The 16,831-nt window shown below is 60.6% G+C and carries 15 protein-coding genes; 6 read left to right on the forward strand and 9 right to left on the reverse strand.

Annotated elements, in window-relative coordinates:
- Positions 1-117: 117 nt before the first annotated feature.
- Genes ABH912_RS00730 through ABH912_RS00740 form a run of 3 tightly spaced genes read right to left on the reverse strand, consistent with a single transcriptional unit; the run spans position 118 to position 2,711 of the window.
- Entirely contained in the window at positions 118-1,299 is a 1,182-nt protein-coding gene (locus ABH912_RS00730; RefSeq protein WP_429509306.1) for an acetyl-CoA C-acetyltransferase, read from the reverse strand.
- An 11-nt stretch (positions 1,300-1,310) separates the two neighbouring features.
- Positions 1,311-1,976, reverse strand: a complete 666-nt coding sequence (locus tag ABH912_RS00735; protein ID WP_429509307.1) for a CoA transferase subunit B — start codon at positions 1,974-1,976, stop codon at positions 1,311-1,313.
- Between the two features lie 36 nt (positions 1,977-2,012).
- Positions 2,013-2,711, reverse strand: a complete 699-nt coding sequence (locus ABH912_RS00740; RefSeq protein ID WP_033058258.1) for a CoA transferase subunit A — start codon at positions 2,709-2,711, stop codon at positions 2,013-2,015.
- Positions 2,712-2,862: 151 nt separating this feature from the next.
- Here ABH912_RS00740 and ABH912_RS00745 point away from each other — a divergent pair, with 151 nt between their 5' ends.
- The gene (locus ABH912_RS00745) at positions 2,863-3,777 is read left to right on the forward strand and encodes a LysR family transcriptional regulator (protein ID WP_033058256.1); all 915 of its coding nucleotides are present in this window, start codon (positions 2,863-2,865) and stop codon (positions 3,775-3,777) included.
- 152 nt (positions 3,778-3,929) lie between these two features.
- Here the strand turns inward: ABH912_RS00745 and ABH912_RS00750 are convergent, their stop codons facing one another.
- Together ABH912_RS00750 and ABH912_RS00755 are read right to left on the reverse strand one after the other, a co-directional pair.
- Positions 3,930-4,772, reverse strand: a complete 843-nt coding sequence (locus ABH912_RS00750) for an NAD-dependent protein deacetylase (protein ID WP_429509308.1) — start codon at positions 4,770-4,772, stop codon at positions 3,930-3,932.
- Positions 4,773-4,861: 89 nt separating this feature from the next.
- The gene (locus tag ABH912_RS00755; protein ID WP_033058254.1) at positions 4,862-5,908 is read right to left on the reverse strand and encodes a class I SAM-dependent methyltransferase; all 1,047 of its coding nucleotides are present in this window, start codon (positions 5,906-5,908) and stop codon (positions 4,862-4,864) included.
- A 429-nt stretch (positions 5,909-6,337) separates the two neighbouring features.
- Here ABH912_RS00755 and ABH912_RS00760 point away from each other — a divergent pair, with 429 nt between their 5' ends.
- From ABH912_RS00760 to ABH912_RS00770, 3 genes are all read left to right on the forward strand, one after another.
- Positions 6,338-7,672, forward strand: coding sequence for an acetamidase/formamidase family protein (locus ABH912_RS00760; protein WP_429509309.1), 1,335 nt, complete (start codon positions 6,338-6,340; stop codon positions 7,670-7,672).
- A 144-nt stretch (positions 7,673-7,816) separates the two neighbouring features.
- Positions 7,817-8,656 carry an HvfB family MNIO-type RiPP peptide maturase gene (locus tag ABH912_RS00765; RefSeq protein WP_429509310.1) on the forward strand — a complete coding sequence of 280 codons (840 nt, stop codon included), beginning with the start codon at positions 7,817-7,819 and terminating at the stop codon, positions 8,654-8,656.
- Positions 8,649-9,404, forward strand: coding sequence for an HvfC family RiPP maturation protein (locus ABH912_RS00770; RefSeq protein WP_429509311.1), 756 nt, complete (start codon positions 8,649-8,651; stop codon positions 9,402-9,404). Before ABH912_RS00765 ends, ABH912_RS00770 begins: the two co-directional genes overlap by 8 nt.
- Before the next feature lie 27 nt (positions 9,405-9,431).
- Here ABH912_RS00770 and ABH912_RS00775 read toward each other — a convergent pair whose 3' ends face one another.
- Positions 9,432-10,826 (reverse strand): sensor histidine kinase, encoded by a 1,395-nt coding sequence (locus ABH912_RS00775; protein ID WP_429509312.1) that lies wholly within the window; start codon positions 10,824-10,826, stop codon positions 9,432-9,434.
- Positions 10,804-11,487, reverse strand: coding sequence for a response regulator transcription factor (locus tag ABH912_RS00780; RefSeq protein WP_033058247.1), 684 nt, complete (start codon positions 11,485-11,487; stop codon positions 10,804-10,806). Before ABH912_RS00780 ends, ABH912_RS00775 begins: the two co-directional genes overlap by 23 nt.
- 301 nt (positions 11,488-11,788) lie before the next feature.
- Here ABH912_RS00780 and ABH912_RS00785 point away from each other — a divergent pair, with 301 nt between their 5' ends.
- On the forward strand, positions 11,789-12,727 hold the full coding sequence (locus tag ABH912_RS00785; protein ID WP_429509313.1) for a hypothetical protein: 939 nt from the start codon (positions 11,789-11,791) through the stop codon (positions 12,725-12,727).
- Between the two features lie 176 nt (positions 12,728-12,903).
- Here the strand turns inward: ABH912_RS00785 and ABH912_RS00790 are convergent, their stop codons facing one another.
- Together ABH912_RS00790 and ABH912_RS00795 are read right to left on the reverse strand one after the other, a co-directional pair.
- A complete protein-coding gene (locus ABH912_RS00790; RefSeq protein WP_033057625.1) occupies positions 12,904-13,515 on the reverse strand; it encodes a glutathione S-transferase in 612 nt (203 codons plus the stop codon).
- Positions 13,516-13,592: 77 nt separating this feature from the next.
- Positions 13,593-14,513 carry a MurR/RpiR family transcriptional regulator gene (locus ABH912_RS00795; protein WP_033057626.1) on the reverse strand — a complete coding sequence of 307 codons (921 nt, stop codon included), beginning with the start codon at positions 14,511-14,513 and terminating at the stop codon, positions 13,593-13,595.
- A 310-nt stretch (positions 14,514-14,823) separates the two neighbouring features.
- On the opposite strand from ABH912_RS00795, the gene ABH912_RS00800 reads away from it, so the two are divergent.
- Positions 14,824-16,761: a bifunctional 5-dehydro-2-deoxygluconokinase/5-dehydro-2-deoxyphosphogluconate aldolase gene (locus ABH912_RS00800; RefSeq protein ID WP_429509314.1), complete on the forward strand. Its 1,938-nt coding sequence runs from the start codon at positions 14,824-14,826 to the stop codon at positions 16,759-16,761.
- Positions 16,762-16,831 lie beyond the last annotated feature (70 nt).

Raw genomic sequence — 16,831 nt, forward strand, 5'->3', positions numbered from 1 at the left:
CGGGAGCAAGCTCCCTCGCCACAAAAGTCACTCTGAATCACTTCAGAGGCACCGGGGTGTTGCCAGACTGCGGCGGATCTTCGTGGGTCCCCGTGCAGTCTGTTGAGCTCTGTCGGCTTACGCCCGTTCGATCGCCAGTGCCACGCCCTGACCACCACCGATACACAGGGTAGCGAGGCCTTTCTTGGCGTCACGCTTGATCATTTCATGCAGCAAAGTCACCAGCACCCGGCAACCCGACGCACCGATCGGGTGGCCCAGGGCGATAGCGCCGCCGTTGACGTTGACCTTGTTCAGGTCCCATTCCAGGTCCTTGGCCACCGCCAGAGATTGCGCAGCGAAGGCTTCGTTGGCTTCGATCAGGTCCAGTTGGTCGATGGACCAGCCGGCCTTGTCCAGGCAACGACGAGTCGCACTGACCGGGCCGATGCCCATGATCGCCGGGTCGACGCCAGCATTGGCGTAAGCCGCGATTTTCGCCAGCACGGGCAGGCCGAGGGCCTTGGCTTTTTCCGCGCTCATCAGGATCACGGCGGCGGCACCGTCGTTCAGGGACGAGGCGTTACCGGCGGTCACCGAACCGTCCTTCTTAAAGGCCGGTTTCAGTTTGCCCAGGGAGTCGGCGGTGGTGCCGGCCCGTGGCTGTTCGTCTACCTGGAAGGCGACCGGATCGCCTTTGCGCTGAGGAATCAGGATCGGCGTGATCTCATCGGCAAAACGCCCGGCTTCGATGGCGGCCGTGGCTTTCTGCTGCGAGGCCGCGGCGAAGGCGTCTTGCTGTTCACGGGTCAGGTTGTACTTCTCAGCCAGGTTTTCGGCGGTGATGCCCATGTGGTAATCGTTGAACGCATCCCACAGGCCGTCGCTGATCATGGTGTCGACGATTTGCGCGTGACCCATGCGCAGACCGGTGCGAGCGCCCGGCATGACGTAATTGGACAGGCTCATGTTTTCCTGGCCGCCGGCAATGATCACGTCGGCATCGCCGCAGCGAATCGCCTGAGTGGCCAGATGCAGCGCTTTGAGGCCCGAGCCGCAGACCTTGTTCAGGGTCATCGCAGGTACGGTGAAGGGCAGGCCGGCCTTGATCGCGGACTGGCGCGCAGGGTTTTGCCCGGCGCCGGCGGTCAACACCTGGCCCATGATCACTTCATCGACTTCAGCAACGTCCAGGCCGGTTTGCGCCAGCAACTGGCGGATCACCGCAGCACCGAGGTCAACCGCGGACACGTTGGCCAGGGCACCCTGGAAACTGCCGATGGCGGTGCGGGTGGCGGCGACAATGACGACTTCTTGCATGGAATGATTCCTCACTGGGCAGCGAACTGCATTTCCGGAACGTGATCCGGCACGATCAGTTTACCGGCGGTCTTGGCGACAATCTCCTCGACGCTGACGCTCGGTGCACGTTCCTTGAGAATGAACGCGCCGTTTTCGATTTCCAGGTAAGCCAGGTCGGTCAGCACGCGCTTGATGCACCCGGCACCGGTCAGCGGCAGGCTGCATTTGGACAGGAGCTTGGACTCACCGTCCTTGGACGCGTGGGTCATGATGACGATGATGTTGTCTGCGCCGGCCACCAGGTCCATCGCGCCGCCCATGCCCTTGACCAGTTTGCCGGGAATCATCCACGAGGCAATGTTGCCTTGCACGTCTACTTCAAAGGCGCCCAGCACGGTCAGGTCGACATGACCACCGCGGATCATCGCAAAGGACTCGGCCGAGGAAAAGATCGACGCGCCGATACGCGCGGTCACGGTTTGTTTGCCGGCGTTGATCATGTCGGCATCGATGGTTTCTTCAGTCGGAAAGGGTCCCATGCCGAGCAGGCCGTTTTCCGACTGCAGCATGACTTCCATGCCTTCAGGAATGTAGTTGGCGACCAGGGTCGGAATGCCGATGCCCAGGTTCACGTAGAAGCCGTCCTGCATTTCGCGGGCGACGCGTTGAGCCATTTGTTCGCGGGAAAGTGCCATTGTTGTTATTCCTTCATTCGGTCCGGGGGCAGGGGATCACTTACGCACGGTGCGCTGTTCGATGCGCTTCTCGAACGTGCCGCAAATGACCCGGTCGACGTAGATGCCAGGGGTGTGGATCTGCGCCGGGTCCAGCTCGCCGGGTTCGACGATTTCTTCGACTTCGACCACGGTGATCTTGCCGGCAGTGGCGGCCAGCGGGTTGAAGTTCTGGGCGGTGTGGCGGTAGATGACGTTGCCGAAGTGGTCGGCTTTCCAGCCTTTGACGATGGCGAAGTCACCGGTGATGGATTCTTCCATCAGGTATTTGCGGCCATGGAATTCGCGCACTTCCTTGCCGTCGGCCACAGGGGTGCCGACGCCGGTGGCGGTGAAGAACGCAGGGATGCCGGCACCGCCTGCGCGCATTTTTTCGGCGAGGGTGCCTTGGGGAGTCAGGACCACTTCGATTTCGCCTTTGAGCAGTTGGTCTTCGAACAATTTGTTCTCGCCAACATAGGAGGCCACCACCTTGCGGATCTGCCGGTCTTCCAGCAGCACGCCGAGGCCGAAACCGTCGACGCCGCAGTTGTTGGAAACCACGGTGAGGTCGCGTGTGCCTTTGCGCTTGATCTCGGCGATGAGGTTTTCCGGGATCCCGCACAGGCCGAAGCCGCCGGCGATCACGGTCATGCCGTCTTCAAGACCTGCAAGGGCTTCCTCGTAGGAACTCACGCGCTTGTCGAAACCTGCCATATGCACCTCTTTTATTCTTTGTGGGCGGCTGGCTAGCCGTATGGGATAGGAGTGTCTCGCTGAAGAATTCATTTGTTAAGTTGATTTTTAAGGTTGATTGATAGATAAAACTCACCAATCAACCATCCGTACTACGTTGGAGCCAGTGGTCATGACAGTCAAGCAGATCAGGGCATTTTTGGCCGTGGCCCAGAGTTTGAGTTTTGCCGTGGCCTGCGAGCGGTTGCACCTGTCGCAATCGGCCTTGAGCCTGACCATCAAGGCGCTGGAGGAAGGGCTGGGCGGGCGCCTGTTCACCCGCAACACGCGCAATGTCGCGCTGACGGCGGAGGGAGAATCGCTGGTGCCTCTGGCACGTCGGCTGATAGCGGACTGGGACAATGCCGAGGATGAGCTGCGGCAACGCTTCACCCTCCAGCGCGGTCGCGTGACGTTGGCGGCGATGCCCTCATTTGCCGGCAACCTGCTGCCGCCGATCCTGAAAACCTTCCGCGCGCGCTATCCCAAGGTCAACGTCACGGTGAATGACGTGATCAACGAGCAGGTGCTGGAGATGGTGCGTGACCGGCAGGTTGAGCTGGGGGTGGCGTTTGAACCGAATCAGAGTTCGTCGCTGGCATTCACTCCGTTGTACATGGATCGTTTCGTTGCCGTGGTGCCGAAGGATTCTCCTTTTGCCGAACGGGAAGACATCGACTGGCAGACCTTGCTTAAGGAACCGTTCATCACCTTGCAGCGTCCGTCGACGGTTCGGGTGATGCTCGAAGAGCACTTGCAGGCGCGTGGGATGAAGTTGCCGGTAGAGTTTGAAAGTCATCAATTGGCGACCGTGGGAAGGATGGTTGCCAGTGGATTGGGGGTGAGCGCGGTGCCGGCGTTGTGTGTCGGGCAGATGCTGGAACTCGGGGCGCGGTGCATTACCTTGCGCGATCCGGTGGTGGAGCGGGCGATCGGGGTGTTGACCAAGCCTGGGGTTGAGTTGTCGGCGGCGGCGCAGGCTTTATTCGACATTCTGAGAGAACCACCCCTCACCCTAACCCTCTCCCCAGAGGGGCGAGGGGACTGACCGAGGTGTTCTCGGGAGTTACATCGACCTGAGATAACGAGTCGAACTCAGGACTTGAAAGCACTGGAGATCTGCCCCCTTTCCCCCTCTCCCCGCTGGGGAGAGGGCTGGGGTGAGGGGTGGATCTAAAGTCGAACCCCGAGCTCAAGACATCATCGATCCAGCCTTTGCACCAATTCCGGCAAAAGCCGCTCACAAGACCCCTCTATCTTCAAATTCAGCAAATCATCCGCCCGTGTCTTCCCCAGATTGATTGCAATCAACGGTTTCCCATGATCCGCCACGGCCCGACACAACCGAAACGCCGAATACGCCATCAACGAAGACCCGACCACCAACAACCCTGCAGCCTTTTCGACCGCCGTCATCGCTTTGGCCGCCGTCACCTGCGCCACATTCTCGCCAAAAAACACCACGTCCGGCTTCATCCGCTCACCCGCGCAGTGCGGGCAATGCGGCACCTGAAACCGCGCCTCAAACGCCGCATCCAGCAGCGTGTCGCCATCCGGGGCTTGCACCGCGTCCACCCCGGCCAGGTACGGATTCTGCGCTTCCATCAGTTGCTGGATCGAATCCCGTTCGCTGCGTTTTCCGCAGTCCAGGCACAACACCCGGTGCAGGCTGCCGTGAAGTTCGATGACGTCATGGCTGCCAGCCTGGTCGTGCAGGGTGTCGACGTTTTGAGTGATCAGCCCGCTGATCTGCTGCGAACTTTGCAAACGGGCCAAGGCCTCATGGGCCACGTTTGGCTGGGCCTGGCGTACTCGCGGCCAACCGAGCATCGCCCGCGCCCAATAGCGACGCCGGGATTCGGGGGCGGAGAGAAACTCCTGATACATCATCGGTTGCCGGCCACGCCGCACGCCCTGGTTGTCGCGGTAGTCCGGAATGCCCGACGGAGTGCTGATGCCGGCGCCGGTCAGGACCACAAACGGCTGGTCAGCCATTAACTGCTGAAGGTGGTCGAGTTGTTCGCGGATGAGGCTGTCGAGCATGTTCAACACTCCGGAGGGCCATGAGTGTTTGCAGGGTAGCATTTGCCGGTCACCCGGACAGGTTGCCCGTCCGGGTGATGATCCGGCACCTATTTACGCGCCTCCAGAATCAGGTTGAACGGCGTTTCCGTAGCCCGGCGGAACGTCTTGAACCCCGCCTCGGTGAAGACCTTGCGCAAACGCGCCTCGCCAGCCTGGGCGCCGAGCCCGAGGCCGACCTCCTGGGACAGCGAGTTCGGGGTGCAGATGAAGGTCGAGGCGGCGTAGAACAAGCGGCCAACCGGGTTGACGTTGTCGTCGAGCTTGTCGTTGGCGAACGGTTCCACCAGCAGCACCGTGCCATCCGGTTTCAGTGCGTCATACGCATGTTTCGCCGCGCCCACCGGGTCGCCCATGTCGTGCAGGCAGTCGAAATAGCACACCAGGTCATAGTCATCGCCGGGGAAGCTTTTTGCCGTGCCCTGGAAGAACCGCGCACGCCCGGCCACGCCACCTTCTTCGGCGCGCTGGGTGGCGACGGTGACGGAGGGCGCGTGGTAGTCGAAACCGACGAACCGCGAATCCGGAAACGACTGGGCCATGATCACGGTGGATGCGCCGTGGCCGCAGCCGATATCCGCCACCTTGGCGCCAGCCTCCAGTTTGGCGACCACGCCTTCGAGCGCCGGCAGCCATTCGGCGACCAAGTGCGCTTTATAACCTGGCCGGAAGAACCGCTCCGTGCCGCTGAACATGCACGGATGGTGATCGCCCCAGGCGAGGGCACCGTCGCCGCGCATGGCGCTGACCAGTTTGTCCTTGTCATGGAAAAACGATGCAACCACCCCGATACCACCCGCGATATAGACCGGTGAGTCTTCGATCGCCAACGCCAGGGCCTGCTCTTCAGGCAGCCGGAACTGGCCGTCGCGGTGTTCCATGTAACCGGAAGCGGCGTGGGCGCTGAGCCATTCGCGCAGCAAGCGGGTGTTGCAGCCGGTTTTGTCGGCGAGGGCTTCAGGGGTGATTGGCTGACTGTCGGCCATGGCCCGGTACAGTCCGAGCTCTTCGCCAAGGATGACGTTGGCGAGCATCGCCGCGCCGCCCATGTCGTTCACCAGTTTGCCCATGAAATCATTGAGTCTGGCCTCGTCCATCACGTGTGCTCCTTCAGCAGGATCAGGGTCCAGAGGCCTTGTTTTTCGAGGCGTTCACCTCTGGGCGGTGGTCGTGGGAATGAACAGGACGATAAGCACGCCCTGCGTGCAGTAAGTTTAGTCCGGGGTCTGTGTGGCGCAGCCTTGAGCGACGAAAGCCCCATTCCCCTGACCACCACAAATCCCCTGTAGGAGTGAGCCTGCTCGCGATAGCGGAGTGTCAGTTGGCATCAGTGTTATCTGACACACCGCTATCGCGAGCAGGCTCACTCCTACAAGGGGATTGGTGGTGTGTATCCCACTGTATCTAATCCGCCTCCCGATACAGTGCCCGCTAACTCAGGGGCACTGCCGAACACAGGCGAGATACAAACCTGCGATGAACTGCGTAGGCCATTTGGCACCCTATACACCGTGAAGGGGATAACAATGACCACGCTCCTGCCTGAAACCGACCTGAAATCCATACCCGTCAATCGCCTGCGCGTCGACCAATACACCAGCGGCATCATCGGCCCCAGCCAGCCGATGCTCGGACCACTGGCCGACGGCGGCACCCTGATCACCGGCACACCACCGGGCTGCTGGGGACCGATGATCACGCCGGCCTTCGAGGGTGGCCACGAAGTGACGCAACCGGTGGCCATCGCCGGTGCGGAAATCGGCGACGCGGTGGCGATCAAGATCAAAAGCATGCGCGTCACCTCACTCGCCACTTCGTCCGGGGTGATGAAATTCGTTGAAGGTCGCTACCACGGCGATCCGTTCGTTTCCAAATTCTGCGCCAAGTGCGGCACTGAACACCCGGCCAGCCATGTCGAAGGCATTGGCGAGGACGCGATTCGCTGCAACACCTGTGGCGCCGAGGTCAGCGCGTTTCGCTTCAGCCACGGCTACGTGATCGTGTTCGATGCGCAGAATCAGGTCAGCCTGACCGTCAATCAGGACATCGCCAATCAACTGGCCGGCAACGCATCCGAGATGTCAGCGTTGCCGGAATTCGCCGCGCAACATTCGATCCTGTCCCTGGCGCGCGCCGACATCCCCGGTGTGGCGGCGCACATGCGGCCATTCCTCGGCAACATCGGCACCACGCCGTCCCGTGATTTGCCCGACTCCCACAACTGCGCCGATTTCGGCCAATACCTGATCGGCGCACCGCACCGTTTCGGCATGACTCGCGAAGAACTGCACGCGGCCAAGACTGACGGTCACATGGACACCAACTCGATCCGCGAGGGCTGCGTGTTGATCTGCCCGGTCAAGGTGCCAGGCGCCGGCGTGTACATGGGCGACATGCACGCCCAGCAGGGCAACGGCGAGATCGCCGGGCATGCCACCGATTGCTCCGGGGAAACCGAGGTGGTGGTGGAAGTAGTGAAGAACCTGACGCTGGAAGGCCCGATCCTGCTGCAAAACCTCGACGACTTGCCGCCCATGGCCCGGCCGATGAACGCCGAGCAGCGACAGAAAGTCCGCGAACTGGGCGAGCGCTGGGGTCAGCACGACATTGAGCAGAGCGGGCCGATCACCTTTATCGGCAGCGGCGAGAACCTCAACGTCGCGGTAGAGAACGGCTTGAAACGCGCCGCCTCGGTCACCGGTCTGCCGTACGACGAAGTGCTCAACCGCGCGACCATCACCGGCTCGATCGACATCAGCCGCTTGCCGGGCACCGTCCGCGTGACGTTCCTGTGCCCGATGACCGTGCTGGATCGCATCGGCATTGGCCATCTGGTGCGTGAGAAGTACGACCTGGCGTAACGCGCAACGGCGGGTCTGTACCACAGTGTGTACGGACCCGCTGGCGATACAACCACTGCGATTTTCTGCCGGAGCGCAACACAGACCCGATACACCCTTTCGGTTAACTGTGATTCCGTTCTGACAATCATTGAGATCGACATCATGCAGACCCCCATCACATCAGCGAAGGCGACCGTCGGGCTCGGTTTGCGTCGCGGTTTAATGAAGGACCTTCAGGCAGCCCGTGTGGGCGATTTCGATTTTCTGGAAGTCGCGCCGGAGAACTGGATCGGTATCGGCGGCGCTCATGGTCACGCGTTACGCGCCCTGGCCGAGCGTTATCCGTTGTCCTGTCATGGCTTGTCCTTGTCACTGGGCGGCCCGGCGCCGCTGGATGTCGGGTTTCTGCAGGAAGTCCGGGTTTTCCTCGATCAATACAACGTGCCGCTGTACAGCGAACACTTGAGCTACTGCAGCGATGACGGCCACCTTTACGACCTGCTGCCGTTGCCCTTTACCGAAGAAGCGGTGCTCCACGTCGCCGCGCGAATTCGCCAGGCCCAGGACATTCTGGGGCGGCGCCTGGCGGTGGAAAACGTTTCCTACTACGCCGCGCCACAACAGGGTATGGACGAGGTGACCTTCACCAACGCGGTGCTGCGCGAAGCCGATTGCGACCTGCTGCTCGACGTCAACAACGTCTACGTCAACTCGATCAATCACGGTTTCGATCCGCAGGCCTTTTTGGCCGGCATCGATTCGGGCCGGGTGGTGGCCATGCACGTGGCCGGGCATTTCGATGAGTCCGATACTTTGAAAATCGACACCCATGGCGCTTCAGTAAAACCGGTGGTCTGGTCGTTGCTGGCAGAGGCTTACGCTCGATTCGGCGCGCAGCCGACGCTGCTGGAACGGGATTTCAACTTCCCGGCATTTTCCGAACTGCTGGCTGAATTGCAGACCATTCGCCGCCTGCAAACCGAAGGGGTGAACCGTGGATAAGCCGAGCCTGTTTCAGCAGCAAAACACCCTGGGCCTTTACCTGCGCGATCCCGATCATTGCGCGCCACCGGCCGGGATGGACGTGACACGGGCGCAGGTTTACCGCGACCTGATTTTCGCGAACCTGTCGTCGTTGCTCAGTGGGACTTTTCCGGTGCTGATCAAGATTCTCGGCGATGAAGACTGGCGTTCACTGGTACGGATTTTCCTGCGCGACTACCGCGCGCGCACGCCGAAATTCGGCGAGATCGCCCAGGAGTTTGTCGAGTTCCTGGCCTCGGAACCGCAAGCGTTGGCCGAAGGGGCGTGGCCGCCGTTCATGGTGGAGCTGGCGCATTACGAGTGGATCGAGATGGCGTTGCAGCAGTCCGAGGCCGAACCGTTGCTGCTGAGCGATGCCGGGTTGTCGCTGGATCAACCGTTGCAGGTTTCGCCGCTGGCCTGGCCGCTGGCTTATGCCTGGCCGGTGCAGTTGGTGGGGCCGGATTATCAACCGCAGACAACGCCGGATCAGCCGACCTTGTTGCTGGTACGTCGGGCTGAGGACTGGAGCGTGAAGTTTTCTGCACTGAGCCCGTTGGCCTGGAGGTTGTTGCAGCGGATTGAGGAATTTCCTCAACTGGACGGGCGTGAGCAGCTGGAAGGATTGGCGGTGGAGGCGGGGATGGCTGGGTCGCCGGAGTTTATGGAAAGTGGGGTGGTGTTGTTGCGGCAGATGCATGAAGAAGGAGTTTTGGGCTTGGCATGATCGTTCTTGCGTAGAGCGTGGGAACGATCAAGTGGGAGGAATCAAACTCTGCCGGCAGTCGAGCACCAACCGCGCACCGCCGAATTCACTAGTACCGACTTCAAGCGTAAACCCATGCAAGCTCACAATTGCCGCTACGATCGACAGCCCCAGCCCGAACCCGCTTTTCTGGTTGCCGCCATCGGCACGATAAAAACGCTGGAACACTGCCTCCCGCTCTGCCTCCGGAATCCCGGGCCCCGAATCGAGCACTTCGATCCGCGTATGCCCCCCGTCATTGACCCCACGCAAAATCACCTCGCCACCCGGCGGCGTGAACTTGATCGAGTTGCTCAGCAAATTCGCCACCGCCTCAAACAGCAACGCTCGATCACCGTTCAGCGAAGGCAATGACCCCGGCAGTTGCAGCTTGAAAACCAGTTCGCCTTCTTCCGCCAACGGCAGATAAAAGTCGTGCAGCTCTTGCAACAACGGCACTGGATCCAGCTGCACAAAACCCGAGCGGCGCTGACGATCTTCCAGTTCTGAAATCCGCAACAACCCTCGAAAGCGCGCCATCAAGGTGTCCGCTTCACCGAGCACTGAGTCCAGCTGCACCGCCAGCGTCGAACCTTCATCAGCCTGTTGCTGAATCCGGTACAACTGCGCCCGCAGGCGCGTCAGCGGCGTGCGAAGGTCGTGGGCGATGTTGTCGCAGACGCCCTTGACCTCGTTCATCAAACGTTCGATACGTTCGAGCATGGCGTTGACGATGGCGGCGAGCATGTCCAGCTCATCGCGGCGATTGGACAGTGGCAGACGGCGGGTCAGGTCGCCGGCGACGATGGCCTCGGCGCTGGCCTGGATCGCACGAATCCGCCGCAACGGACGCCGCCGCAACAGGTGCCAACCCGCGATGCCGGGCAAGATGGTCAGCGTCACCCCCCAGAACAATGCGTGAAGAATGATCCGGGTCACGGCAAACAACGAACCGTTATCCCGCACCAGCACGAGCCAGCGACCGTCCTTCGTCTGGGTCGCTACCGCGTCGCAGCTGTCGGCGGGCAGGCTCGGGTCGTCAGAATCGGCGCAGTCGTCGAGCATGTGAATCTTGCCATCCAGCGGCAGGCCTTCGGGCATGTGGCGCAGCGCACCGCTGAGGTAGCGGTGCTGAGTATCGAACAGGCCATAAGCATCGATGCCGCGAATGTCGAAGGTCATGCTGACGGCGAGGGCGTCCGCCAATTGTTCGCCCTGAAAGTGCGAAAACAAATGCTGACGTTGCATCAGCGAGTGTTTGGCCAGGTTGTCCAGGTAAGCGGAAACCTCGTAGTACATGACCCCCATGAGAATCCCGCTCCAGAGCACGAACAGCGAACTGTAGAGCGCCAGCAAACGGCTGCTGGATGAACGCCAGCCGTTAGAGGGGTTCAGCAATGACATAACCCGAGCCTCGCACGGTCCGTATCAGTGGGACATTGCCTGGCGGGTCGATCTTCTTGCGCAGCCGGCCGATGTGCACGTCGATCAGGTTGGTGCCGGGGTCGAAGTGGTAACCCCAGACCTCTTCGAAAATCATCATCCGCGACAGAATCTGCCCGGTGTTGCGCATCAGGAATTCCAGCAACTTGTACTCGGTGGGCAACAGCGTCAGCAACTGACCGTCGCGGCTGGCTTCATGGCTGATCAGGTTCAACTCCAGATCCGCCACCCGCAACGTGGTGGCTTGGGCGGTCACGGTGTTCTGCCGGCGCAGCAGGACTTCGACCCGGGCGGCCATTTCATCGGTGGCAAACGGTTTGGTCAGGTAATCGTCACCGCCCGCGCGCAAGCCGCGCACACGCTCATCGACGTCGGAGAGGGCGCTGATCATCAGGATCGGCGTGGCCACGCCCATGGTCCGCAACGTGGTGACAATCGCCAGACCATCGAGCTCGGGCAGCATGCGGTCGAGGGTGATCAAGTCGTAATTGCCGCTGACTGCGCGCGCCAGACCTTCGCGGCCGTTATCGACCCAATCCACGTCGAGCCCGTGGCTGCTCAGTTCGGCGACGATTTCCCGGGCGGTCACGGCGTCGTCTTCGATGGTCAAGATGCGGGTCATAGGGCGGGCCTGATTAGGAGTACTCAACGTTGAGCGGCATTTTGCCAAGAAATGATGGCAGGCTTTCTAAATAAAACTTCATGCGATCTTTTGATTTTTCCATTAAAAACGCCGCTCCCGGCCAATGCATAAAACCCGCTGCTACTGACAGTTCCTTGCAAATTGCATGGACATTGGAAGTTCAAACTTTCTAAATAACTGAAATCCCGAGATTTATTTAAAGTTGGCGACTGGCACGGTGACTGCACTTCTTCCGTTGAAGAGTTGTAACACCATCTTTCCTGCCTGGAGCGATATAACAATGAATAGATCCTCTGATGGTTTCTATCCTGCCTTAGAAGAATCAAGCACGCTTTCGGGTGTGTCTTGGGGCGCGATCTTCGCCGGGGCCGCTGCGGCGGCGGCGTTGTCGTTGATTTTGGTGCTGCTCGGTTTCGGCTTGGGGTTTTCCGCGGTATCGCCGTGGGCCCATGAAGGTGTGAGTGCCAAGGGCCTGGGGATTTCAACAATTGTCTGGTTGGCCGTGACACAAATCGTGGCTTCCGGGCTCGGCGGTTACATCGCGGGTCGTCTGCGGGTGAAGTGGGCCAACATGCACGGGGATGAAGTGTATTTCCGTGATACCGCCCATGGCTTCCTGGCCTGGTGCGTGGCGACGCTGGTGACCGCGACATTGGTCGTCGGCTCGGTCAGCAGCATTGTCAGCGGTGGCGTGCAAGCCGGCGCGAGTGTGGTCGGTGGTGCCGCGAGTGCCGCGACTCAAGCTGCCGGCACGGCAGTTGGTAACACTGACAGCGGTCAGTACGGTTACTTCGTCGACAGCCTGTTCCGCGATGATCGTCCGGCGGCGATCAGTGATGACGCCGTTCATGGCACTGTGACGCGCATCTTTGTGCGCAGCCTGAGCAACGACGGTCAACTGGCTGCCGAAGACCGCACCTACCTGGCGCAACTGGTCGCCCAACGGACCAACCTCACTCAAGCGGACGCCGAACGTCGCGTTGATGAAGTGTATGCCCGCACGCAAAAAGCCGTGGCCGACGCCAAACTTGCCGCCCAACAAGCCGCCGATACCGCCGCCAAAGTCGCTGCCTGGACTTCGCTGTGGATGTTCATTGCGCTGCTGATCGGTGCGTTTTTCGCCAGCCTCGCTGCCACCTTTGGCGGCCGTCGTCGGGATGCCGTGGTGTATCTGGAATCCGACGCTTACGTCACCACCACTTCACTGCCTGTTCGCTAACCCAGGAGAACTACCATGCGCTCATTACTGCTGTTCTTTCTCGGCGTACCGATCCCGATCATCATCCTGATCGCGCTGTTCATGCACTGACTTACGCTGAGGCACATGCCTCTGCCGCTTCTACCTCAGGTAGAAGCGGCGTTTTGCGTTTTGGGGGACGAAGAAAAGTCAAAAGATCACTCAATCGGTGTACTGACAAACTCCTCAAGCCCCTCGGCATACGCCGTAAACGCACTGATCTGTGGAAACCGATTCACATCTACCTGATCCGGCACCACCAGATTGGTGAAACTCCACGCCACCGCCAGCGTAATCCCGTCTTGAGCAATCGTCCCGTCAGTGTTCAGCGGCTGCATTTCCAGCTCCCGCTCCAGCGCTGAATAGGCGGCCGCCAATTGCCCTTCGACCCGCTCCACCCAAGGTTCAAACTGAATGTTCGCTGGCCGCAGGTTGCGTTCGTAGTAGAGCTGCACGGACTTTTCGCACGCCGCCAGTGCCAGGCCGATCAGGCGCAATGAGCGCAGGCGTTGATCGAGATCGGCGGGCATCAGGCTGTTGCCAGGACCGGCCAAGGCCTCCAGATAATCGATGATCAGCGTCGAGTCGATCAACACCTCGCCGTCGTCGAGCACCAGGGTGGGCGCCTTGACCACCGGGTTGATCTGCTGGAATTGCTCGAAATGCCGAAACACCGAAACCGACTGGTGTTTCAGGGGGATGCCAAGGCGTTTGGCGGAGATGGCGACGCGCCGCACGTAAGGCGAATCCAGCATACCGATCAGCTTCATTGAACCGCTCCTTCAGATGTCCATTTCGGGATGGACAACCTTAGTTTAGCTTCAGCGAGCTGCAAACGGCGTGGGCGCTAATCCTCGAAGCCGACCTGTTCGTGAATCTCATCGACCTTCAATTCCAGCCGATACGCCACGGCGATAAACAGCGCCTGGCACAGGCACAGCGTCGCACTCAACGAACGAAACGCAAACGAACTGCCTTCGTTGACCAGCAGCACAGTGTTGGCGCGTTTTGCCAGGGGCGAGAGGTTGCTGTCGGTGATGATCAGGGTTTTGGCCTGATGGTGCTGGGCAATGCGCAGGCAGTGCTGGGTTTCCTTGCCGTACGGGGTGAAGCTGATGGCGATCACCAGGTCATTGGCGCGCACGCTGCGCATCTGCTCGCGGTAGCTGCCGCCGAGCCCCGAGACCAGATGGATGCGCTTGTTGGTGTGTTGCAGGTTGTAGACCAGGTAGTCGGCTACGGCGAACGAACGACGCACCCCGACCACGTAGATGTTGTCGGCATTCACCACCAGGTCGACGGCTTTGTCGAAGGCCTGGTCATCGAGTTCCAGCCCCAGCCGTTCGATACCGGAGAGGGTCGCATTGATGCACTCGCGCGCCAGGTCACCGCCGCTGGCCTTCTGCGACTTGTTGGCGATCATGCTGCGAATGCGCTGTTGGTAGTTCTGTACCGGCGTGGTCTTGTGGGTATAGGCCTCGCGGAACAGCGCCTGCATTTCGCTGAAGCCGCTGAAGCCGAAACGCTGGGAAAACCGCACGATCGCCGACGGGTGCACTTCGCACTCGCGGGCGATGTCGCTGATGCGGTCGACCATGATCCGGTCGCTCTGCTGGCTCATGTAACTGGCGATGCGCTTGAGCTGGCGCGGCAGGCTTTCGTATTCGTTGGTGATCAGCTGCAGCAGACGCTCGGCATTGATCGGGGGGCTGGCGAGATCGCTGTCGGGCGTGCTCTCGGTCGTCGCCGGCTGATCGGTGCGGGTCATAAGGAATCCTTCTGGCTTGTTCTTATAGGGAGGACAGAGAGGTCATCCCCTGACAATAGGTTGGCTGTGCGCAGTCTACAGGGTAGGCCGGAATAAAATCTTGAGCTTGCGGTCAGTACGAGGTGTGCTGAAACGATGCACTGCCTCTGAAACGCCTGTACCAAAGTTTATTGGAAAAAATATTCCACGTAAAAAATATTTGGAATAATTATTGATTGTTCGGTCCCGGACGTTTTAGTCTGCATCCACCAAGAGTGTTCGGCGCGGCCATCGCCCCGAACGCAGGCTGATAAAAATAACAGGAGCCAGCATGGGCCAGACTCGTTTTGCCAGTGGGCGTCAATTGGATCTGATTTGCCTGGGGCGCCTGGGCGTCGACCTCTATGCGCAGCAAGTCGGAGCGCGGTTGGAAGATGTTTCAAGCTTCGCCAAATACCTCGGTGGATCGTCCGCCAACATCGCTTTCGGCACGGCTCGGCTGGGCCTGAAATCGGCGATGCTGAGCCGGGTAGGGGACGACCACATGGGCCGCTTCCTTGTTGAATCCCTGGCCCGCGAAGGTTGCGATGTCAGCGGCATCAAGGTCGATCCGGAACGCCTGACCGCCATGGTCCTGCTGGGCCTCAAGGATCGCGAAACCTTTCCTTTGGTCTTCTACCGCGAAAACTGCGCCGACATGGCGCTGCGGGCCGAAGACATCAGCGAAGCCTTCATCGCTTCCAGCAAAGCCTTGCTGATCACCGGCACCCATTTCTCCACCGACGGCGTCTACAGGGCGAGCATCCAGGCGCTGGATTACGCCGAGAAGCACAACGTCAAACGGGTGCTGGACATCGACTATCGCCCGGTGCTCTGGGGCCTGGCCGGCAAGGCTGACGGCGAAACCCGTTTCGTCGCCGACCAGAACGTCAGCCAGCATGTGCAGAAAATCCTCCCGCGTTTCGACCTGATCGTCGGCACTGAAGAAGAGTTTTTGATTGCCGGCGGTTCCGAGGATTTGCTAACCGCGCTGCGTAATGTGCGGCTCGTGAGCGCGGCGACCCTGGTGGTCAAGCTCGGTCCGCAGGGCTGCACGGTGATTCACGGGATGATCCCGGCACGTCTCGAAGACGGCGCGATTTATCCCGGTGTTCGGGTGGAAGTGTTGAACGTGCTGGGCGCTGGCGATGCGTTCATGTCGGGCTTCCTCGCCGGTTGGCTGGAGGACGCGAGCGACGAGCGCTGCTGCCAGTTGGCCAATGCCTGTGGCGGTCTGGTGGTGTCGCGCCATGCCTGCGCGCCGGCCATGCCGACCCGCGCCGAACTCGACTATCTGTTCAACAGTCCGGTGCCGATTACCCGGCCGGATCAGGACGCGGTGTTGCAGCGTCTGCATCAGGTCAGCGTGCCGCGCAAACAGTGGAAGCAACTGTTCATTTTTGCCTTCGACCATCGCGGGCAACTGGTGGAGCTTGCGCACAAGGGCGGTCGCGACCTGAGCGCCATCGGCGAACTCAAGCAACTGTTTATCAAAGCCGTGGAGCGGGTCGAAGCCGATTTGCGCGAGCAGGGCATCGAGGCCGATGTCGGGCTGCTGGCCGATCAACGCTTCGGCCAGGACTCGCTGAACGCCGCCACCGGTCGCGGCTGGTGGGTGGCGCGTCCGGTGGAAGTGCAGGGTTCGCGGCCATTGGCTTTCGAGCATGGGCGCTCCATCGGCAGCAACCTGATCGCCTGGCCGCAGGAACAAATCATCAAGTGCCTGGTGCAATTTCACCCTGACGATGAGCCGATGCTGCGACTGGAACAGGAAGCGCAGATCAAGGGTTTGTACCAGGCCTCGCAGGTCAGTGGTCATGAACTGCTGCTGGAAATCATCCCGCCCAAGGATCATCCCTCGACCCATCCGGACGTGCTCTATCGCGCGCTGAAACGCCTCTACAACCTGGGCATTTACCCGGCGTGGTGGAAGATCGAAGCGCAGAGCGCCGAGGAGTGGAAACAACTCGACGAGCTGATTCAGGAGCGTGATCCGTACTGCCGTGGCGTGGTGTTGCTGGGGCTGAATGCACCGGCAGCGGCATTGGCCGAAGGGTTTCAACAGGCCAGCCAGAGCCAGACTTGCCGTGGTTTCGCCGTGGGCCGGACGATATTCCAGGAGCCGAGCCGCGCGTGGATGGCCGGTGAAATCGACGACGAGGCGCTGATCCGTCAGGTGCAGGGCACGTTCGTCGAACTGATCGATGCCTGGCGAACAGCCCGCGCATGACGCCACACCGCAAATCCCCTGTAGGAGCGAGCCTGCTCGCGAAAGCGGACTGACAGTCAACATTAATGTC

Source organism: Pseudomonas sp. BT76 TE3572, assembly GCF_050435365.1.
Classification (GTDB): domain Bacteria; phylum Pseudomonadota; class Gammaproteobacteria; order Pseudomonadales; family Pseudomonadaceae; genus Aquipseudomonas; species Aquipseudomonas fluorescens_W.